This window comes from Paenibacillus sp. FSL W8-1187, from assembly GCF_037965485.1.
Classification (GTDB): Bacteria; Bacillota; Bacilli; order Paenibacillales; family Paenibacillaceae; genus Paenibacillus_O; species Paenibacillus_O pasadenensis.
This window is the reverse complement of sequence record NZ_CP150181.1, coordinates 1618156-1638380: the sequence shown is the minus strand read 5'-3', so window position 1 is coordinate 1638380 and position 20225 is coordinate 1618156. Positions and strand designations below refer to the sequence as shown.

Sequence of the window (20225 nt, the reverse complement as noted above, 5' to 3'; positions counted from 1 at the left end):
TAGCGGCTATTCCAGTACGGCAGGCACCTTGAACTGCCCGTCCTCGTCGTCCGGCGCGTTGCGCAGCGCAGTCTCGTTGGAGACGGACTCGCGCACCACGTCCTCGCGCATCACGTTCGTGACCGGAAGCACATGGCTCGTCGGCTCGATGCCTTCCGTATCCAGCTCGTCCAGTTTTTCTGCGTACTTCAAAATGGCGCTGAGCTGGCTGGCGAACTGTTCCTTCTCTTCCCCGCTCAGCTCCAGCCGCGCCAGATTCGCGACATGCTCGACCGTCTTCGCGTCGATGCTCATCGTTCTTTTCCCCCTTGCCTAGCAAGATGACTGATGCCTGACACCATTCCCCGTATTATACCTTGAGTCCGACAACATTCTCAATGCGCAGCGCTAAACGAATGCGGCAACGCGCACGAAAAAACCGCCGGACCGAAGGTCCGGCGGCCGATGCCGCGTGGAAGGCGCTATCCGCTATTCCGCACGAAGCTTGCCGGTCTGAATTCGACCAGCAGCAAGCCTGCAAAAGTTCATGAACCCGCTCGCTTGCCCGGATTGGGCTCGAAGCGATCTCCGATCACTTCAGCCCAGCCAGGTCGAGCTTGCCGCCTGGCGAGACGACCTGGCCTTTGAGCCCCAGCTCGCCGAGCCGCGCGACGAACGCATCCGCATCCTGGCGGATCGGCGGGAACGTGTCGTAATGGATCGGCACGACAAGCTTGGCTCCGTACCACTCGGCGGCTTGCAGCGCATCCTCCGGTCCCATCGTATAATGGCCTCCGATCGGGATGAACGCGACATCCGGCTGGTAGCGGCGGCCGATGAGCGCCATGTCGGAGAACAGGCAGGTGTCCCCCGCATGCAGGAACGTAAGGCCGCCGGCCTCGACGACGAATCCGGCCGGCATGCCGCCGTATACGATGCGCTGCTCGTCCTCGATCACGATGCCCGAGCTGTGGAACGCCTGCACCATCGTCGCCTTGGCGAAGCCGCCGAGATCAACCGTGCCGCCCATGTTCATTCCTAGCGTTTTGGCTCCCTGCCAGGACATGTACGCGGCGAGCTCCGGAATCGCGACGATCGGCGCGCCGGTCCGCTTGGAGATGGCGGCGGCGTCCTGAATATGGTCCTGATGCGCATGGGTGAGCAGGATGTAATCCGCCTCCACCTCCTCCGCGCTTGTCCGGGCGAGCGGATTTCCGCTCAGAAAAGGATCGATCAGCAGGGACCTGCCGTCCTCCAGCGTGATGCCGATGCAAGATTGTCCATGAAAAACAACGTTCATGCTTCGCTGCACTTCCTTTCGGATTAGGCTCTATTCCTCTATCCCCCGACGGCGGGAGGGTCAATCAGATCCACGCCTTGAGATTGACCTGGCGGATGAAATCCTCCCGGGTCTGCACGTCCTTGGACGCGAGGTCCTCCTCCTCCGGCACCTCCGCGTCGCCGCGGACGATGCGGTTGAACAGCTCCTCGTTGCGGGTGGAGAGCGCATAATCGATCAGCGCCTCGCGCTCCACGCGGTCAGCCTCCAGCTTCAAAAGCACCTTGTCGAGCTCGACATCCGATCCCGGAACGAGGAAGTTCCGGTTGTGAGCCGGAACGCGCACGACATAATCGAATACATTGTCCGCATTGCGGTCGTAAGCAATGATATATCCATACTCCCCGACAGGAAGATTCTGCTCATACTGATCGGAAACGATCACGACTTTTTCGCCGAGCTTGAACATCGGTCCATCGCCCTCCCTAGCACCACTCTTTCAATTCTAGTAAAAGTTTACTAGAAGGGAGGGGGGATGGCAAATCAAGATCAAGGCAAAACGAGCTGCGCCGTGCCCTTCACATGCCAGATGATCGGCTCCATGACGGAAAACAGCCGGGGATGCTCGATGCGGACGATCAGGACGACGCCTGGCCGATCCAGCGTCACTTCGTAGTCGAAGCGGCTGTCGCGGTATACATACGGGAAGGAATGCTCCCGGCCGATGACTTCCCACGCCTCGACGACAACGGCCGCTTTCAGCCTGGACCCTGCAGCCGGCCGCCCTTCGCCGTCCAAGAACAGGTTTTCCTGCAAATAGATGGCGGCGGCAGCCTCGGCCCGAGCTTTGTCGATGTCGAATCGACCTTCAGCCAGCTCCTCCTTATCCAGCTGCTGGGCGGCGGCATGAGCCGCGCGGTTGACAGCATGCTTCGCTTCGAACAGCATCCGCACGGCACGCTCCTCGTCCGCTTGCGCCGCATGCGCGCTCAGCCAGAGCATGCTCATCAGCAGGATCAGCAGCAGCTTGTACATCGTCTTCCCTACCTTTCCGCCACGAAACCGTTACGGCACGAATTCGCTCATCTTCAGTCCGACCGCTCGCATCCGCTCGCCTGCGGAAGGCGCGGGAATGCCGATCAGGCGGTCGATCTCGAACAGCCGCTCGTACGGATAGCTCGCCTCCAGCCGCAGTCCCGTCCCTCTCGGCAACGGCTCGCTCGCGCGGTCGGCCGGCAAGCCGTTCGTGGAGCTGACCCGGAACTCGACCGCCTCGGGCCGCATGCCGACGGCGGCGAGCCGCCCCCGCGCCTGCTCGAGCATCTCCGCATCGATGTAGCCGCGGCTGCCGCTCGCTCCGATCTCGAGCAGGTAATCCACTTCCTTCTGCAGCATCGCTTCCCGCATGACGAGCACATGCTTATAGACCGGCGAGAACATCATCCAGCACAACATCGCCGCGAACAGGACGAATACGAGAATCTGCTTCAAGGATCCGTGCTCCGAATGCTCTGGGACATAGCGCTTCCGAAGCTTTCCAAGCCGGCCTTCGTCCCCTGCGGTCCTTGCGCGACAGCGACATAAAGCAGCAGCACCGCGGCCAGCAGCAGCACCGATGCAAGAATTTCCTTCACGATTCCACCTTCCTTCGCATTAAGGGAGCAGGTTGCCGATCATCGTGTTCGCGCCGTTGCCTTGGGTCTGAATCCGCGCACGGGTGCCGGTCGCGTTGTCTGAAATGATCGTATTGAAGAGCACCAGCATGACGACGATCATCATGACGGTGACGAGAATGTTTCGCATGCTCTCACCTCCTTTTCTCGTATTATTGCAGGGAGTCGAACAGCTTCTGGCTTTCTCGCACCCAAGGGTAGATGAAGACTTGAAACGTGTAGAGGATCGGCAGGCCGGCGAGGATGAACAGCACGTAAGAGCCGGATTCCTTGCGGGATTCCTTGGCGATCTCCAGCTTTTCCTTGTAGTCGCGGATCCGCTCCCGCAGCAGCCCGTAGTAGGCATCGTCCTCGTGCAGCCGCAGGGAATCGACCGTCTCGGCGAAGCTGATCGCTTCCTCGGTGCCGACTCGCGTCTTGAACATGTGGATCGCCTCGCCCGCATCGTGATACCACTCGCCAAGCAGATTCTGGAGCTCGCCGCGGATCGACCTCGTATACGGAACGCAGCGCATGAGCTTGGCATGGATATGGAGCGACGAGCCTTGCAGGTACAGCAGCTGAGTGCTGACGGTATGGATCTCGCGGATGACTTTGGCGGAGCGTGCCTGCCGGATCGACTCCAGCGCGATCTTATCGACGAGCAGCGCGAACGTCAGCAAGATCAGCGCTCCCCAGCCTGCCAGCGGCAGGACAAGCAGCGGCCTGACGCCAAGAGCCGGCAGGCCGGCGCCAAGCAGGGCGGCAAGCGCGCCCGCCGCGAAGACGATTCGGCGAGCAGCCGCATAGGCCGCGCCGTCCCATCGAATTCCGCAGCCGGCCAGAAGCCTCGATCGCTCCTCGACGACGCGGCTGGTCCGCTTCAGACCTACGAGCCTCAGCTGACGATCCGCAAGCAGCCGCCCCTCCGGCCCGCGGCGCTGCAGATGCAGCCATCGCGGTCTTTTGGTCGACAGCCGCCGCAGCAGCGCATAGATCAGAATCGTCAGCAGGACAGCCTGAGCCAGCCAGGCGATCGCGAATCCGGCGCCGTTCCAAGCCTCGATGAGCTTCATGTCGAGCCTCCTTTACATCTTCTTGCGGGATAGCCAAAGCCCCATGACGAAAGAAGCGAAAATGAGGGCCAAAGCGTTGAGCAGAATGTCTCTGCCGCCAGGGTCGAGCACGTAATAGCGGTAGGAGCTTTCGGGATTGTAGCGGAAGTTGATCCCGAGGAACAGGCCGAGGAACAGCACCGGAGTGAAGTTCGCGATCCGGATCTCCAGCAGCTTGTGCCGCTCCTGCTCGTTGGCCCGCCTGGCCCTCCGCATATCGGAAATCAGATCATGAAGATTGTCCGAAATGTCATGGCCTTCGCTGATCGCCACCCGCAGGATCTGGATAAAGTAGTCTCCCCACAAGTGGCCGAGGGAAGCGGAGAACAGGCGCAGGCTCGCCTCGTCGTCTCCTCTGACGCATAGATTCCGGTAGAGCTGCTCGAAGGAGGCTTTCAAATGGCCTTGAAGCCGGTTCTCCTCCACCATCCGGCGGAGAGCTCCGCGGATCTGCCGCTGCCCTGCGACAAGATAGCATTGATAAAACAGCTCGGCTGCCGGCAGGAACTCGAGCCGGGTCTGAAGCTGCCGCTTGAGCAGCATCATCTTCAGAAAGGAATAGGGCGCGAGCGCAAGCATCAGTCCGAGCATCAGCGCGCCTTTGAGGCTGAGGAACAGGATGGCCCCTCCGGCTCCTCCCGACGCCAGCAGCAGCAGCGACAATAGCGCGAGCCCCTCCGGACGGATGCCGGACTGCAGCGCGTCCAGCGTGTCGCTCAGCTCCCGGTAAAGCCATCCGGAGCGCTGGAGCATGCGGCGGATCCGTTCGCGCAGCGACCGGCCGCGGCGATAATCGAGCCGGCTCGAGGCCAAGCGCGAATCGTCGCCGAAACGGAGCGCGGAAGCGATCAGCGGCATGAGCGCCAGGCACAGCGCGATCGCCGCCGCCAGGACGAGCCAAGACGATTCAGACATGGGCGGACTCTCCTTCGAAGCCCGCCTCCTGCAGCGTCAGTCCGCAAGCCGCAAGCCTCCGAGCCGCTTCGATGCCGGGCCGCGGCGCCAGCCTCCATCCCTCTCCGCGCCGATAGAGAGCCCATTCTTCCAGCGACGCCTCCCCGTCCCGCCAGCGGATCTCGCCCATGCGGACGATTCGGCGCTTGCCGTCGGCGATGCCCATCTCGATGCCGATCTGCGTGACATGCCTAGCGATCCGCTTGCACAGCCGCGCCGGATCCATTCCCCGCCCGTCGAGCATGCACATGTCGGTGATCGCCTCCGGCACGTCCTCCAGCCGGCTGGCATGCACCGTCGTCATGCTGCCGGCATGTCCGCGCGTACAGGCGCGGACATAGATGTTGGCGTCCTCGTCGCGGATCTCCGCGTGCACGATCCGCTGCGGCGACTGCCGGAGCGCAAGCTTGAACGCTTGCGCCGGCCCGTGGCGCTCGTCCTCTTCGTCGGTCTCGTATTCGACGACGTTTTTATTCGGGAACTCCTTGCCGAGCATCATCTCCAGCCGGGACTCCAGCGTGACGATCCGTTCCTCGTCGGGCAGCTCGGCGATGAGCGCCTTAAGCAGATGCGTCTTGCCGGAGCCCGTCGGCCCGATCACGACCAGATTGTAGCGGACGGCCAGCACGGCATGCAGCATGCGCGACATCTGCGGGCAGAGAGTGCCGTAAGCCGGAGCGGCCAGCTCCTCCAGCCGGAACGCCTGCGCTTGGTAGAAGCGCATCGTCAGCGTCGGCAGCGAGGTGAAGCCGTACGCGGTCATCGTCACCCGGGTGCCGTCGCGCAGCATGACTTCCGCCCAGCGCTTGCGCGGGTTGATGCGGTCGTTGTTGTACAGCACCAGGTTCTGCTGGATCCGCTCCACCTCGCCGAGCGTCTGGAATTCGAAGGGAGACCGCTCCACCCGCCCTCCACGCATGAGATAGATCCGCGTGCCGACGACCTGGATCTCTTCGAGTCCCTCCCGTTCCTCGAGGATGCGCTCCAGCACGCCGAGTCCGATCACTTCCGCGAACAGCGCCTCCGCCAGCGACTTGTACGGGGAGCCCATGCCGGGAAGCTCATGAAGCCGCAGCTTCAGCAGCCGGTCGGCGACGAGCGCCATGATCTCCCGGCGCTCCTGACGATAGCCGAGGACGGCCCGGTTGAGCCGCTCTCCGTAAATCCGCCTCTCGTCGTCCGTCATGCCCCGCGGCGAGGCCAGAAAAGAGCGCATGTCCTCCGCCGCCTTGGCGAACGTATCGGGTGCGCCCGCATCCGCCGGATGCCCCGGGCCCGAAGCCTCGCTCGAAGCGGGCTGCCGGATGCCGGAACGCAGCTCCGCGGCGAGCGCCGCAGGCGAGAACCGCTCTCCGCTCATATTCTCAGTTCTCCGCGATGCGCCTTGAGCTTGCGGAACCAAGGCTGCTTGTCCTTGACCGGACGGCAGCGGATGCCGTGCCGTTCCGCCAGCTTGTCCGCAGCGAGGTCCATCGCGATCCGTCCTACGGCGTCCTGCTTCAGCCACGCCTGATACCGGCCTCGATCGAGCGACTCGTAAAAAGCTTGATTGGTCTTGAATTCGGCGATTACGGACAGTCGGGTTTCCTTTTCCATCTCTTTCATGCGATAACCTCCAGTGGTCGATGGGGATTGTATGGCGAGCAGATCGAATTGCTCCGGCAGGATGCCGAACAGAGGCGAGACTTGGCGGATCCAGCGGTTGCAGTCCTCCTGAAAATGGGACAGCGCTCCGGTCGTGCACAGGATGCGGGAGCTCGCGGCCCTCATCGCGCCGATCGTCGCGGCATTATCCCAATAGCAGCCCGCATCCGCGACGACGGCCGGAAACGTCTGCCGGGCGATATCCAACAGATGCTCCGTCTCTTCGAAGGAGTAGAACTCCGCCTGGTCGCGCATCTGATTGCCCGCCAGGACATGGACGAGCGGATGCCCGTCCGGCTGGATGCAGGCCCGTCGCAGCTGGGCGGAAGAGAGGGACGCGGAGGTCAGCTCGGGACGGATGCTGTCCAGCGTCGCTGGCGGACGATCCTGTCCGATGAAGCGGTGGATCTTGGCGCTCCGCAGGTTCAGGCAGAGGAAGCCGACCTCCTCCCCGCTCCTCTCCGCCAGTCTGCACGCAGCCGCGAAGGCGGCGGATGTCGTGCCGATATTCGGCGTCGTGCCGATGAAAGCGATCAACGGCGCGCTCATGGCGCCGCCCCCGTTCCAGCATCCGCGATATCGAGCGAGTCGGCGCTGTAGGCGATGACAAGCTTGACCTCCCCGCCTTTGCACAGCTCGTCGATCCGAAGCCACTGCTCCTCGGTCAAATTCAGGTTGACGAATTCGATCAAGCCGTTTGCGTCTCGGCGGGAGGCGTACATCTTTTGCCGGTTGCCCTCGGCAAGCGAGAGCAGATTCGGATTGTCCAGATCGTCGATCTCCTGATTGCCGCTCGTCTTGACCGACGCGACGACGACCGGGTCCGCAAACAGCCTCACGGACGCCGAGGCGGCGCCGGAGGCATACAGCACGACGCGGTCTCCGGCCCGGATGCCGCTCGACACGGAAAGCACGTACTCCCGCGGCAGCTGGAAGGTCGATTCGCTGCGCGCCGGCAGCAGCCGGTACGAGTCCAGCTTCCAGTCCCGCAGCGGCTCGCCCTGACCGAGCGGCACGACGGCCTCCTGTCCGGCGGCCAGCGACGGCTCCGACATCATGTCCTGCGCGAACGCGCCGGACGGTATCGTCTGCAGGCCGAGATCCTGCGCCTCGATGCGCTCGCCCGCCGCGATGAAGCGCTTCGGAACGAGCACCTGCACGGCATGCTGCCGCTCGATCGAGCGCAGCTGCACGAGGTAGAGCCCGTACACGAGGATCGCCGACAGCATCGCCGCGGCGATCCAGATGAATCTGTTCTTTCCTTTGCCCATAACGGCCCCTCCTGAGGAAAAATAAAAAACGCAAGCAGGAACCTCGGGGAGGTTCAACCGCTTGCGTTCTTCGCGAGCTTATGCGATGCCTGGCATCGCATTCCATATTTGACTGAATTCATAATATCAATCGGATAAAGGGCTGTAAAGCTTTTTTTGCGCCGAGGCTTCGTCAAGCCTCCGGGCGGCGGCCTCATGGCACGGAAGCGCCGCGGCCGTGCCCGGACTAGAAGTCGATCAAGCCGACGCTGATCTGCAGCGCGTCGTCGACATGACGCATCATCTCGTCGTCGAGATGGGTGATCTTGTCGGTCAGCCGCTGCTTGTCGATCGTCCGGATCTGCTCCAGCAGGATGACCGAGTCCCGGTCGAAGCCATGCTCCTTGGCGTCGATCTCGACATGAGTCGGCAGCTTGGCCTTTTGAATCTGGGCCGTGATGGCGGCGACGATGACGGTCGGGCTGAAGCGGTTGCCGATGTCGTTCTGAAGCACGAGCACGGGGCGCACGCCGCCTTGCTCGGAGCCGACGACGGGGGAAAGATCAGCGAAAAACACATCTCCGCGTTTTACGATCAATCGCTACACCCCGCTAACGAGACGGCCGAGCGCGCGGTCAGCGTCTTCCTCCGCTTGAAAAGCTTCCGAGGCCATGTTCAGGTTGATCTTAGCCATTTCCAGATAACCTCTCTGCATCAACTCGCGGATTTGACGCTTCTTGCGCTCCACCAGATAGAGCTTCATCGCCTGGCGGATGAACTCGCTGCGGTTGGAATTCTCCTTGGCGACAATGCCGTCCACTTCTTCCAGCAGATGATCCGGAATGCTGATCATGATTCGTTTGGTATTCTGTACATTGGCCACCAACTCGCACCTCCAAAACTTGTCAAAGCCCATTACCATTATGTCTCCGATGCAAATAGGCTATACTCCACCATACCTATGAGATGCCTGTATCCCGTAGAACAGGCGAGGCGGATGCCCCCTATGGGGGCAATTCGCCGCATGGCGACGATATTCCTGCTTGCCTTCCGCAAAAAATGACATCACCCGTGCGAAAGCGGATTTTCGACCTCGACGATCTCTCCGCCTCGCACATACACTCTCGGAATCCTCGAAGCGATCATGCAGGTGACCTCGTAGTTGATGGTGCCGAGCTGCGCGGCCAGCTCCTCGGCGGTAATCTCCGCCTCTCCCTGGCGTCCGATCAGCACGGCTTCCTCGCCGGCCTCGACCGGCGACCCCGTCGCCGCCTCGGCGCCATTCAGCGCGACCATGCACTGATCCATGCAGATCGTGCCGGCCACCGGAACGCGCTGGCCCCGCACGAGCGCCTGGGCCTTGCCCGACAGCAGGCGGCTGAAGCCGTCCGCGTAGCCGATCGGGATCGTGCCGATGCGCTCGCCGCGCTCCGCGAAGTAGCGGGTGCCGTAGCTGATGCCCCAGCGCTCGGTCAGCTCCTTGACATGCACGAGCTCCGATCGGAGCGACAGCACCGGCTGCAGCGCGAGCCGATTGCGGTCCACCTCGTCCGACGGATAAAGCCCGTACATGCCGATGCCGAGCCGCAGCATGCCTCCGCCGAGCTCCGGCGTATCCATGCCTGCGGCCGTATTGGCGCTGTGCAGGATCTCGATCGGCAGGCCGCGCCTGCGGACCTCGTCCGCAACGGCCGCGAACCGCCCGTATTGCAGCTCGGTATAGCTTTTGTCCGCCTCGTCCGACTTGGCGAAGTGCGTGAACAGCCCCTCCACATGCAGCTGAGGCACGCGCAGCGCCTCCTCGAGGAAGCGCATCGCGTCGCCGGAGCCGTCGGCCAGCCGGCCGAGCCGGCCCATGCCGGTATCGAGCTTCACATGGACCTTGAGCCGGGGACCGTCCAGCGGCAGCGAGCGGGCCGCCTCGAGCGCGTCGTCCCGGTACAGCGCGATCGTAATGTCCAGCGAGCGGGCGAGGTCCAGCGCATGCGCCGGCACGTAGCCAAGGACGAGGATCGGCGTCTTGATGCCGGCCGCGCGGATGCGGAGCGCCTCGTCGAGGAAGGCGACGCCAAGATAGTCGGCCCCGCAGGCTTCCGCCTCCCGCGAGACCGGAACGAGTCCGTGTCCGTAAGCGTTGGCCTTGACCGAAGCGAGCAGCTTCATTCCTTCCGGCGCCGAGCTCCGGAATGCCCGGATGTTGCTTCGAAGGGCATCGAGGGAAATTTCGGCGCGGGTCGGACGGTAATAAGTATCCACCTGATTCATCCCTTTTCGCTTGAAAAACCCAATGCCTCTAATGGTACCCTCGATGCCCGGCAGTGTCAATGAACGAAGCCCTCCGCCCGGCTGGCACCTGTTGGCAGCGGCAAGGTCGGCAAAGCGCCGCGGCCATCCGCGGCCTGCGGCGCTTCTCTTGCCTTATTTGGTCATGTCGTCGACGACCGACTGTGCGACTTTGACCAGCTCGTTTTCCGGCAGATTGTCGGAAGTGAGGCGGAAATACGTGCCCTGATACGTCCAGGCCAGCGTCATCGGCTGCCCCTCGCTCAGCTGGCCGACCGTATAGCCGAGATCGACGATGCGGCCGGTGCCCGCCGCCGACGCGTAATCGTCCGGCTGCGTCTCGATCAGCGTGTAGCTGTACGTGCCGTCATAACGAAGCAGGACGCCCGGATTGCCGCCGAATTCGATATCGCTGCTGTCCTTGAACGCGATGCCCTCCGGACCGAGGTAGGACGGCTCCATCGGGATGAAGCTCGAGCTCGACGGATCGGCGGCGACTCCGCCTTCGGCGGCATTGCCGTCCGTGCCGGCTCCATCCGTGCCGGCTCCTGCCGCTCCGTCCGTCTCCGTGCCCTTGGATGCGCCCGGCTCGCCTTCCGGCACCGCGGTCGTCGGCTGCGAGCCGGCTGCCGGGGAGCTTTGCAGGTTCGCCTTCGTATCGAACACGCTCTTCTCCAGCTTCTCGTTGAACTTGAACGAATCGAACTTCACGTCTACGAGCACGGCGCTGTTGGAGTCGCTCACCTCGACTTGCTTCGGCGCGTAGTCGTCCTTGCTCAGCCAGATTTTCTGACGGGCCAGCGAGGCGTTCTGATAATTGGCCATGACATCGAACACATAGCTGTCCTTGTCGCTGGCGAACTGGCGGGAATTGTCCTTCAGGATGCTCTCCACCAGCGTCTGGTACAAGTACACCTGGCCCTGCTCCTCCGGCCAGTTGCTCTGGAAGCGGAACACTTTATTGAGGCTCGGCGTCAGGACGAACACGCCTTCGTCGTTGCGCAGGACGATCTGCGTCAGATCCTTCTTCTCGTTCGTCAGCGCGATCCGGTAGTAATTCGGCTTCTGGAACTTCACGTCGACCTTGTACTGAAGCGGCTGGGTCGCCGTATGGAGCGTCATCGTTCCCGTTCCCTGATATGTTTCCGTCTTCTCCTGCAGCTTGCCGAGCTCCTTCACCACGGAGCCCGCATCCTTTTTGCCGCATCCGGCCAGCACCAGAATGAAGCAGGCCATCAGAGCCGCGATCAAGCTTATGCGACGCATCTTCTCATCCCCTCTGCTCGTTGAGTTTTCCTAAGCTGATACATGTCTATGAGGGGACTTGGCCTTTTATGCGGACGAGATTGACGAGCCGGCGGCAGGAGAGGCTTTTCTTCCCTATAAGATGAAGCGCGATTCGAGCTCGAAAAGGGGCCTGGCAACAACGCCCCGTCCCTCGGCAGGCCGCTAGGCCGAAAGTCCCGCTCGGCGAAGCGAAGCCTTTCTGCGGCGATCCGCTGAAGGGCGTCTTCGCGCCAGGCGCCGGCAAGCCGCGCCGCTGCGCCTTCCGCATCGCTTCCGCCGATTTCAAGCGACGGAGAAAAAGAGGATTTTCCCCTATTCCATCCAAAAATACTCCCCCTCCCGAGAGGAATGTCCCCCATCCAGCGAACCAATCTTGCCTTGGCTGGAAGCTTCCTGGAGCCTACACTTTAAGTAAGCGAGATGGCGAATCTTGCAGCATGCACACAACGAATTCAAGGGGGATTTTCGCAATGTTGAAGAAGAAATCCACAACAGCTCTGGCCGCTCTGTCCATGGCAGCCGTGCTGGCCCTCACCGCTTGCGGAAGCAACGGCAACAACGGAAACAGCGGCGCGAGCAACGGCGGCGCAAGCGCAAGCCCGGCTCCGACGACAAGCACGGCGCCGACCGAAGCGCCTGCAAAAGACGTTTCCCTCCGCGTATTCTCCACGTTCGGCGGAACGGACGCGGCGCGCGAAGCGTTCCAGAAGCTTCTCGACGACTTCTCCGCGAAGTATCCGAACGTGAAGATCGACAACGACGTCATGTCCGCCAACGACGACGGCTTCCGCACGAAAGTCAACTCCGACATGAACAGCGGCAACGAGCCGGATCTTCTGTTCTACTTCGTCGGCGCCGATGCCAAAGGCTTCGTCGATGCCGGCAAGGTCGTACCGCTCAACAGCCTGCTCGACGAGGACGCCGAATGGAAAAACGGCTTCATCCCGTCCGCGCTGGAATCGGTCAAGCAACCCGACGGCAACATCTATGCCGCTCCGCTGACCGGCTTCTACGAAGGCCTGTTCGTGAACAAGGCGATCTTCGAGAAATACAACCTGGAGCTGCCGACCGACTGGGATAAGCTGACGAAGGCCGTCAAGACGCTGTCCGAAAACAAGATCATCCCGCTCGCGGCTCCGTTCGACCAGTCCCACTATGTCATCGAGCACTCCGTCCTCGCGGCATCCGGCTCCGAAGGCCAAAAAGCCGGCCTGCTGAACGGCATCAGCCCGGAATGGGAGCTCGGCATCGGCAAGCTGAAGGAGCTGGGCGACCTGGGCGCGTTCCCGAAAGACGCGGCGACGATCGACCTGACGATGGCGGCAAACTACTACTCGCAAGGTCTGGCCGCGATGGTGCTGGAAGGCTCGTGGGCGATCGGCGGCATGGCCGACGCAGTCAAATCGACGTCGACCGTGCTTCCTTTCCCGGCGATTCCGGGCGGCAAAGGCACCGGCAAGGACGTTGTCGGCGGCTTCGGCAGCGGCTTCTACCTCTCCAAAGCGACGTACGACAACGCCGACAAGAAAGACGCGGCCGTGCAGCTGCTTAAATTCCTGACGAGCAAGGATGCGATCAAAGCGGTCGCAACGGCGAACGGCGGCACTCCAGCCGCAGATGTGCAGATCGACGGCCTGCCGCAAGTCGCGCTTGACGGCTTCAAGATGGTCGCGGACTCCACGTCGGTCAACTCCCCGATCGACAGCTACCTGTCGCCGGAGACGTTCACGACGATCCGTCAAAACATCCAAGGCGTCGTCAAAGGCGAGAAGACGGCGAAACAGGCGCTTGAAGCAGCCGAGAAGATCGAAAAGGCGAACAAGCAATAATCGGCTTCCTATCGCAGCCCCTCTATAACCAACCCTCGCCGCCCTTCGCACCGCATGGGCGGCGAGCTTTTTTCCGGCCTCGGCTCCATCCACTACGAGTTAAAAAGGTGATTGTATGAAGGGTGACAAGAAGTATATCGTCGCGTTCCTCGCGCCGGCTCTGCTCCTCATTTCCACGTTCGTCTACTATCCGTTCCTGAAAAGCCTTTACCTCAGCTTCTACCGGACGTCCGGCTTCTTCGACAAGAAATTCGTCGGACTGGACAACTACAAGCGCATGTTCACCGACGACCTGCTCGGAGCGGCGACGCTCCATACGCTCGAGATCATGCTGTACACGATCGTCTTCCAGGTCGGCATCGCGCTCGTGCTGGCCGTCATGGTCGACAACATTTCCAAGGGCAAGCAGTTTTTCCGCACCGTCTTCTTCTTCCCGATCGTCATTTCCGGCGCGGCGATCTCCCTGCTGTTCGTCCTCATCTACAACTATCAGTTCGGCATGCTGAACAACGCCATCGCGGGCCTAGGGCTCGAGAAGGTGCTTTGGCTCAGCGAGACCGGCTCGCTGAAGGCGGTGGCCGTTCCGACCGTCTGGCACTATGTCGGCTTCTACTTCATCCTGTTCCTGACGGCGATGTCCAAAATACCTGCCGACTTCTACGAAGCGGCCAAGCTTGAAGGCATCTCCGGCATCAAAAAGACGACGATGCTGACGATCCCGCTCATCCTGAGCGACATCAAGGTCGTGCTCATCCTCGCGATCACAGGCACGCTCAAAGTATTCGACTTCGTCTGGATCCTCTCCCGCGGCCAGAACGGAACCGAGGTGCTCGGCACGTACATGTACAAAAAAGCGCTCGTGGACCAGAACTTCGGCTACGGCTCGACGATCGCCATCTACATCGTCGTGTTCGGCCTGATCCTCTCGATCATCACGAACCGACTGCTTAAAAGAGAAGAGATCACCTATTAACCTTTTATGGGGTGGAAGCAGATGCAGCAAGTCAATGGAGTGAATACCGTACCTGTAGAAAGACATCGATCCGGCAAGCGCATCCCTTTGGGCACGCTGTTCATGTACGTGTGCCTGACGCTGTGGGCGCTCACGACGATCTATCCGATGTTCTGGATCATCAACAACTCATTCAAGCTGTCGACCGACGTCATGAACGACTCGTTCTCCATCGCCCTCTCGCCGGTGCTGACCAACTATGAGACGGCGTTCGACCGGATCAACATCGGCAAGGCCTACGCTAACAGCCTCATCATGTCCGGCGCGACTGTCCTGCTCGTGCTCGTATGCGGCGGCCTGGCGGCCTACGTGCTGTCCCGCTTCAAGTTCCGCGGCCGCAACGCGCTGAGCTCGCTGCTCGTCGCGACGCTGCTCATTCCGGCGTTCGCCACCGTCGTTCCCGTGTACGAGCTGCTCATTGAGTGGGGCCTCGTCAACAAATACTGGGGCCTGATCCTTCCGCATACCGCAGGCAACCTGACCTTCGCGATCCTGGTCATGACCGCTTATATGGCGACCATTCCAAAAGAGCTGGAGGAAGCGGCCTTCATCGACGGCTGCAACCGGTTCAACATGTTCACCCGCATTTTCATGCCGATTGCCCGGCCCGTCTTCGCATCGGCCAGCATCTTCGTCTTCCTCTGGTCGTACAACGATCTGTTCTCGGCCCTGATCTTCGTCAACAAGGAAAACGTTCGGCCCATCGTGGCGCTGCTCAACGAAATCAGCTCCCAGTACGGAACCGACTTCGGCCTCATGGCCAGCGCTGTCTCCCTGACCGTCGTGCCTGTCCTCATCGTCTATCTGTTCATTCAGAAGTACATCGAGAAGGGCATGACCGAAGGTGCTGTAAAGGGCTGATAACCACGATAGCATCATCCTCGCCGTCCGCTCCGCTGAGCGCGGGTGCGGATGCAGCAGCAAAAAGGCTCCAGATTGCCCGATCGGGCATCTGGAGCCTTTTTTGCGCTGCGCCGGAACGCGGACGCCGTGGCCGTCCGTCTGGAGCGCCGTCTCAGGACGCGGCCGCGAGAGCAGACGGCTCAGTCCGCCTGCCCGTCCTGCGGCGGCTCCGGCTCCGGCTCCGGCTGCGGGCTGCGGCGCTGCAAGCGGCCGGACTTGCGCAGCGACTCGCGGAGCAGGAACTCGATCTGCGCATTGACGCTTCGGAATTCGTCGGCGGCCCACGCCTCGACCGCCTGGTAGATGTCGGGGTCCATCCGGAGCGGAAAGGACTTTCTTTCCTTAGGCATCGCGGATGCTCCTAATTGTACAGCGTTCCTGCATTGATGACCGGCGTCGTGCCGCGCTCGGACACGATCGCCACCATCAGATTGTTGATCATCGCCGCCCGCCGCTCCTCATCGAGCACGACCCCGCGTGCTTCCAGCTGCTTGAGCGCCGACTCTACCATGCCGACCGCTCCGTCTACGATCTTCTGCCGGGCGGAGACGATCGCCTCCGCCTGCTGGCGCTGCAGCATCGCGCCGGCGATCTCCGGCGCGTAGGCCAGATGGGACAGCCTCGTCTCCAGCACCTCGACTCCGGCTACCGTCAGCCGCTCCTGCAGCTCCGCCAGCAGCCGCGAGCTCACCTCGTCCGCATTGCCGCGCAGCGATACGGCGTTCGCGTCCTCATACGTGTCGTAAGGATACTGCGCCGCCAGATGCCGGATCGCCGTCTCGCTCTGAATTTCCACGAACGTCTCGTAGTCGTCGACCTCGAAGCTGGCCCGGGCCGTATCCGTCACGCGGAAGACGACGACCGCGGCAATCTCGACCGGGTTGCCGGAGGCGTCGTTCACCTTGAGCTTCTGGCTGTTGAAGTTGCGCACCTTCAGCGAGACCTGGGACTTGGCGCTGAACGGCATGACGAGCCAAAGGCCGCTGTCGGTCACCGTTCCTTTGTAGCGTCCGAAAAAGGTGATGACCTTCGCCTGGTTCGGCTGCACGATCGTCAATGCGCTGAACAGGATCAGCGAGGCGAGGAGAAGCAGCGAGCCGAGGACGTAGCCCGCCGCTCCCAGCGCGAATTCATCGCTGGAGATGAAGAGCAGCACCGCCCCCACAAACGCGGCTGTCCCGAGGAGGAGAGCCCCAAAACCATTCATATGCCATGCCTTGCGTTCTTGCATCGTCATTCCCCCTGAATCACTATGATGTAATAATGATATCACTTTTTCCTTTTCTATGGAAGCTGAAACGAAAAAAAGGCTGTCTCCGGGTCAATCGCCTTGACCTTCGGAGGCAGCCCCGCGTCGAAGACGCTGCAGCCCGTATTGAATGGAAGCTTTCATCCTCGTGGCCGGCTGTCATTCAACCCGGCTTGGCGTCAGGAACGGCGCGTGGCGCGTCCAGCCCCGCCTGCCGACCACTCAAGCGCTCGGAGCAGGCGCTGGCGCCGGCGCCGGAGCGGTCGGCGCGGCGGGCCGCTCCGGAAGCTTCAGCTTGCCTTCGCGATGGAGCTGCCGCAGCTTCTCTTTGAGCTGCTGCTCGTCCATCCCTTTCGTATCGATGCCTTGGGCGGCGGCGAACGCCTTCAGCCGCTCCAGCTTTTTCGCGTGAAGCTGCTGCTTGAACAGCGCCCATTTTTCCGGCTGCTTCGTTTTCTGCTCCCGGATTTCCTGAAGCAGCTGCTCGTCGGTTTTGCCTTGCGTCTTCAGGCCGAAAAAGGCGACCGCCTCGCGGATCATCATCTTCTGATGGGCTTTGCGATAGCGCTGATGGCCGGGCTGCCCTTTTGGATGGCGCAGCTCCCCGTGCGGAGACTCGATGCGGTCTGGCGCCGCCGCCGGCGCCTTGGACGGCTCCGGCTGGATCGCTGCGGCTGCGGAAGCTGCCGGCGCGGACGCCGTGATGGCTGCGGCGAGCAGAAGGGCCGCCGTCTTGCTGAGGAAATGGTTCATTCATCCGTTCCTTCTTTCGGGATGGATTCTGGTTCTTTTTTACCGTGTCCTGCCGTCAGCTCTTTTATTCCAAAAAGATGCAAAAAAAGACCTTTCTCCGTAGAGAAAGGTCGTTGGACTTCAACGTCAGCCTTCAACCGAATGACGGTTCAACAAGCTTTGGAACTGCTCGTCGTTGAGGTCGCGCTCCAGCACGTCCGCGATCTCGATGTCCTCGCAGTCCGGCTTCGTGAACGACTTGCCTTTCATGTAATACCCGTTCGACTTGGCGGCGGCGTAGTAGCCGCACAGCTTCTCAGCCGTCTTGACCGCCTGCTCCTCCGAATCGAAGCTCGCCAGGTTGTTGCCGAAGCTGAGCGGATTTTTGGAGCTTTGAATATTGACCCGATAGGGAGCGACCGCGTCCGACTCTTCGTGTTTGACCAGAATCTCGATGTCAGAGCATGTATTCCGATATTTGATGGACATCATCAACACCGCCTGTTGGTACCTCAGCATGTGAGGCAGATTCGGCCAGTGCCGTTAGCGCTGCCGTACTAGCTATTAAACCGCTTGCTTCAGCTGTTAAACAACAGACGCCCTACATTTTCTCGCGCCGGTTGTCGCTGCGCAGCAAATCGCCCATCCAGCCCTTGGCGCGCATCCAGACATAAACGGCGAGCGTAGAGCCTCCGATGACGCCCAAAGCGATCCAATAGCCGGCCTTCCACTCGAGCTCGGGCATATTCTTGAAGTTCATGCCCCAGATCGCGCCGATCGCCATCATCGGCGTGCACAGGATCGTGAAGACGGTGAGCGTCTTCATGATCTCGTTGCCGCGATAGTTGGACAGGTTCTCCTCCAGCAGCAGCAGCGATTCCAGCTCCCGGCTGTATTCGTCCTGGAGCATGATCATGCGCTCGAGCCGGGACTGCAGCGCCTTGTGGATACGGCTCTCCTCCATCTGCTCGGGAAAAGCCTCCTCCAGCGCGTAGCGGATCTCGCGGATCGGCCGGGTCAGTCCGGACCAGTGCAGCAGCCGGGCGCGGAGCTCGACGATCCGGTGGAACATGTAGCCGCCGTTGCGCTCCTGCAGGCTGTCCTCCAGCTCGCGCAGCTTCGCCTCGAACCGGTCCATGCCCTCGAAAAACGGCTCCATGATGCCGGCAAGCAGGTGGATGAAGCCGTCCAGCGGCGTGTCGGCGTCCTCCGCATGCTCGAAGAACGAGGCGGCTTTTTCGCAGCCTGCGACGATCGCCTCCTCGTCGAAGCCGATCGTATAGATCTCCTTGTCCCGAAGCAGAAAATGGAAAAACGAGCTGCTGCTTCCCTCCTCGTCCGCCCGGCCGCTGACAAGCGTGCCGAAGACGGCATTGCGCTCGCCCTGCAGCGAGATCGCCGACAAGTAGTTGACCTCCCGGCTCGAGCTGTTTCTCGCCCATCGAGCGAGCACCGGCTGCTCGCCAAGCGCTTCGGACGCCTGCTCGCAGCTGTCGAACTTCATCCAGCGCCAATGTTGCTCCTCCTGATCCGACCCGCTCACGCTGATCCCCCGCTTTCTTCGACTATTCCCTCTTACCCTGTTCGGCTTGCCTCGCAACCCCAAAACGCCTCCGGAGGCGAGCTCCGAGGCGTTTTTGTTTTTGGATGGCCGAACGAGATCAGCCGATGATGATTCTTCCTTCCGGATAACGGAAGCTTTCCTTTTTGGGCTTGGAGCGAAAAGCGAACGCCAGCGTCAGCAGGCCGAGCCGGCCCATGAACATGAGGGCGATGATGACGCCTTTGCCGGCATCCGTCAGCTCCACCGTCGCTCCGAGGCTGAAGCCGACCGTCCCGAACGCCGATACCGCCTCGAACAGCAGGACGAGGAACGGCCCGTTCTCGACCGTCGTCAGGATCATCGTCGCGACGACGATGACGATCACCCCCATGAGCGTGACCGTAATGGCCCGGTACAGCTCCCGCGCCCCGATCCGATGGCGGAAGATGACCGCGTCCTCCCGGCCGCGGATGATCGCGACGATGCCGGCGAGCAGCACGACGAACGTCGTGATCTTGATGCCCCCGCCGGTCGAGCCCGGGGCGGCGCCGATGAACATGAGGATGACCATCATGAGCTGCGTCGCTTGGCGCAGATCGGCGATCGGCACCGTGTTGAGCCCTGCGGAGCGCAGGCTGAACGACTGGAACGCCGACGCCCACAGCTTGCCGTCGAGGCCGAGCGGCCCGAACGTCCGCGGGTTCGTATACTCGAAGATGAAGAACAGTACGGCTCCGCCGACCGTCAGCACGGCCGTCGCCCACAGCACCACCTTCGTATGGAGCGATACCTTGCGCTTCTCCGGCCAGCGGATCAGGTCGGCCATGACGATGAAGCCGATGCTGCCGAAAAAGATCAGCGTCATGGAAATCAGATTGACCGCCGGATCGTCGACGAACTGGCTCCATCCGCCCAGCAGCTCGAAGCCGGCATTGTTGAAGATGGACACGGAATGGAAGATGCCGTTGTAGACCGCCTCGCCGAAGCTCATTCGATCCATCCAGACCCAGGCAAGCATGATCGCGCCGAGCCCCTCGATCGCGGCGGAGAACAGGAAGATGCGGATGACGAGCTGCACGATGCCGCTCATCTCATGCTGGTTGAGCGATTCCTTGAGCACGAGCCTGTCCTTCAGCGAGATCTTGCGGCCGAGAGCGAGCGCGAACCAGGTCGCCGCGGTCATGAAGCCGATGCCGCCGAGCTGGAACAGCACGAGCAGCACGATTTGGCCGAAGCGGGAGTAGACCGCGCCCGTATCGAGGATCGTGAGGCCCGTGACGCAGGTCGCCGAGGTCGCCGTGAACAGCGCGTCCAGCAGCTTGATCCGCTCGCCGTCGGCCGAGGCGGCCGGCAGGCTGAGCAGCGCCGTTCCGATCAGGATAAGCAGCACGAAGCCGGTTGTCAGCACCCGGGGAGGGGACGAGTAGGCTTTTTTGAGAATGCGAATGAACAGCACCGGATGAAGCTCCTCTCTAATGGTTCCGAAAGCGGCGGATGCGCTTGTCCTCCCTACT

General features: G+C 61.7%; 25 protein-coding genes. 3 read left to right on the top strand and 22 right to left on the bottom strand.

Annotation, left to right across the window (positions count from 1 at the left end; translation table 11 throughout):
- Positions 1-6 precede the first annotated feature (6 nt).
- From gatC to NYE40_RS06990, 16 genes are all read right to left on the bottom strand, one after another.
- Complete coding sequence (gene gatC / locus NYE40_RS07065) at positions 7-294, bottom strand: Asp-tRNA(Asn)/Glu-tRNA(Gln) amidotransferase subunit GatC (RefSeq protein ID WP_028600560.1); 288 nt, start codon at positions 292-294, stop codon at positions 7-9.
- Positions 295-571: 277 nt separating this feature from the next.
- A complete protein-coding gene (locus NYE40_RS07060; protein ID WP_339279673.1) occupies positions 572-1279 on the bottom strand; it encodes a metal-dependent hydrolase in 708 nt (235 codons plus the stop codon).
- A 64-nt stretch (positions 1280-1343) separates the two neighbouring features.
- Complete coding sequence (locus NYE40_RS07055; protein ID WP_339279672.1) at positions 1344-1727, bottom strand: ATPase; 384 nt, start codon at positions 1725-1727, stop codon at positions 1344-1346.
- An 80-nt stretch (positions 1728-1807) separates the two neighbouring features.
- The gene (locus tag NYE40_RS07050; RefSeq protein ID WP_339279671.1) at positions 1808-2293 is read right to left on the bottom strand and encodes a hypothetical protein; all 486 of its coding nucleotides are present in this window, start codon (positions 2291-2293) and stop codon (positions 1808-1810) included.
- 30 nt (positions 2294-2323) lie between these two features.
- On the bottom strand, positions 2324-2749 hold the full coding sequence (locus NYE40_RS07045; RefSeq protein WP_101808757.1) for a hypothetical protein: 426 nt from the start codon (positions 2747-2749) through the stop codon (positions 2324-2326).
- On the bottom strand, positions 2746-2892 hold the full coding sequence (locus NYE40_RS07040; protein ID WP_156876722.1) for a hypothetical protein: 147 nt from the start codon (positions 2890-2892) through the stop codon (positions 2746-2748). Before NYE40_RS07040 ends, NYE40_RS07045 begins: the two co-directional genes overlap by 4 nt.
- 19 nt (positions 2893-2911) lie before the next feature.
- Positions 2912-3061: a hypothetical protein gene (locus tag NYE40_RS07035; RefSeq protein WP_180968469.1), complete on the bottom strand. Its 150-nt coding sequence runs from the start codon at positions 3059-3061 to the stop codon at positions 2912-2914.
- Positions 3062-3083: 22 nt separating this feature from the next.
- A complete protein-coding gene (locus NYE40_RS07030) occupies positions 3084-3986 on the bottom strand; it encodes a hypothetical protein (RefSeq protein WP_339279670.1) in 903 nt (300 codons plus the stop codon).
- A 12-nt stretch (positions 3987-3998) separates the two neighbouring features.
- The gene (locus NYE40_RS07025) at positions 3999-4940 is read right to left on the bottom strand and encodes a hypothetical protein (protein ID WP_339279669.1); all 942 of its coding nucleotides are present in this window, start codon (positions 4938-4940) and stop codon (positions 3999-4001) included.
- Positions 4933-6339, bottom strand: coding sequence for an ATPase, T2SS/T4P/T4SS family (locus tag NYE40_RS07020; protein WP_339279667.1), 1407 nt, complete (start codon positions 6337-6339; stop codon positions 4933-4935). Before NYE40_RS07020 ends, NYE40_RS07025 begins: the two co-directional genes overlap by 8 nt.
- Positions 6336-7172, bottom strand: a complete 837-nt coding sequence (locus NYE40_RS07015; protein WP_028600567.1) for a hypothetical protein — start codon at positions 7170-7172, stop codon at positions 6336-6338. The genes NYE40_RS07020 and NYE40_RS07015 overlap by 4 nt, the downstream gene beginning before the upstream one ends.
- Positions 7169-7894, bottom strand: a complete 726-nt coding sequence (locus NYE40_RS07010) for an SAF domain-containing protein (protein ID WP_028600568.1) — start codon at positions 7892-7894, stop codon at positions 7169-7171. The genes NYE40_RS07015 and NYE40_RS07010 overlap by 4 nt, the downstream gene beginning before the upstream one ends.
- Positions 7895-8120: 226 nt before the next feature.
- Positions 8121-8471, bottom strand: a complete 351-nt coding sequence (locus NYE40_RS07005) for a type II toxin-antitoxin system PemK/MazF family toxin (RefSeq protein WP_028600569.1) — start codon at positions 8469-8471, stop codon at positions 8121-8123.
- 3 nt (positions 8472-8474) lie between these two features.
- Complete coding sequence (locus NYE40_RS07000; protein ID WP_028600570.1) at positions 8475-8756, bottom strand: ribbon-helix-helix protein, CopG family; 282 nt, start codon at positions 8754-8756, stop codon at positions 8475-8477.
- 182 nt (positions 8757-8938) lie between these two features.
- A complete protein-coding gene (alr, locus tag NYE40_RS06995) occupies positions 8939-10129 on the bottom strand; it encodes an alanine racemase (protein WP_028600571.1) in 1191 nt (396 codons plus the stop codon).
- A gap of 162 nt (positions 10130-10291) precedes the next feature.
- The gene (locus NYE40_RS06990) at positions 10292-11422 is read right to left on the bottom strand and encodes an outer membrane lipoprotein carrier protein LolA (protein ID WP_028600572.1); all 1131 of its coding nucleotides are present in this window, start codon (positions 11420-11422) and stop codon (positions 10292-10294) included.
- A 491-nt stretch (positions 11423-11913) separates the two neighbouring features.
- On the opposite strand from NYE40_RS06990, the gene NYE40_RS06985 reads away from it, so the two are divergent.
- From NYE40_RS06985 to NYE40_RS06975, 3 genes are all read left to right on the top strand, one after another.
- Positions 11914-13272: an extracellular solute-binding protein gene (locus tag NYE40_RS06985; RefSeq protein ID WP_028600573.1), complete on the top strand. Its 1359-nt coding sequence runs from the start codon at positions 11914-11916 to the stop codon at positions 13270-13272.
- Between the two features lie 115 nt (positions 13273-13387).
- Positions 13388-14245, top strand: a complete 858-nt coding sequence (locus NYE40_RS06980) for a sugar ABC transporter permease (protein ID WP_028600574.1) — start codon at positions 13388-13390, stop codon at positions 14243-14245.
- Between the two features lie 21 nt (positions 14246-14266).
- Positions 14267-15145 carry a carbohydrate ABC transporter permease gene (locus tag NYE40_RS06975; RefSeq protein ID WP_052333620.1) on the top strand — a complete coding sequence of 293 codons (879 nt, stop codon included), beginning with the start codon at positions 14267-14269 and terminating at the stop codon, positions 15143-15145.
- Between the two features lie 182 nt (positions 15146-15327).
- On the opposite strand, the gene NYE40_RS06970 is transcribed toward NYE40_RS06975, so the two are convergent.
- The 6 genes from NYE40_RS06970 to NYE40_RS06945 all read right to left on the bottom strand — a co-directional run bounded on the left by NYE40_RS06970 (position 15328) and on the right by NYE40_RS06945 (position 20158).
- A complete protein-coding gene (locus NYE40_RS06970; protein ID WP_101808753.1) occupies positions 15328-15537 on the bottom strand; it encodes an Arc family DNA-binding protein in 210 nt (69 codons plus the stop codon).
- Between the two features lie 11 nt (positions 15538-15548).
- Complete coding sequence (locus tag NYE40_RS06965) at positions 15549-16418, bottom strand: SPFH domain-containing protein (protein ID WP_153783123.1); 870 nt, start codon at positions 16416-16418, stop codon at positions 15549-15551.
- A 240-nt stretch (positions 16419-16658) separates the two neighbouring features.
- Positions 16659-17189, bottom strand: a complete 531-nt coding sequence (locus NYE40_RS06960; protein ID WP_028600578.1) for a hypothetical protein — start codon at positions 17187-17189, stop codon at positions 16659-16661.
- Positions 17190-17315: 126 nt separating this feature from the next.
- Complete coding sequence (locus tag NYE40_RS06955) at positions 17316-17660, bottom strand: hypothetical protein (RefSeq protein ID WP_127464457.1); 345 nt, start codon at positions 17658-17660, stop codon at positions 17316-17318.
- 109 nt (positions 17661-17769) lie between these two features.
- Entirely contained in the window at positions 17770-18711 is a 942-nt protein-coding gene (locus NYE40_RS06950; protein ID WP_339279665.1) for a magnesium transporter CorA family protein, read from the bottom strand.
- 118 nt (positions 18712-18829) lie between these two features.
- Positions 18830-20158, bottom strand: coding sequence for a TrkH family potassium uptake protein (locus NYE40_RS06945; protein WP_028600580.1), 1329 nt, complete (start codon positions 20156-20158; stop codon positions 18830-18832).
- Positions 20159-20225 lie beyond the last annotated feature (67 nt).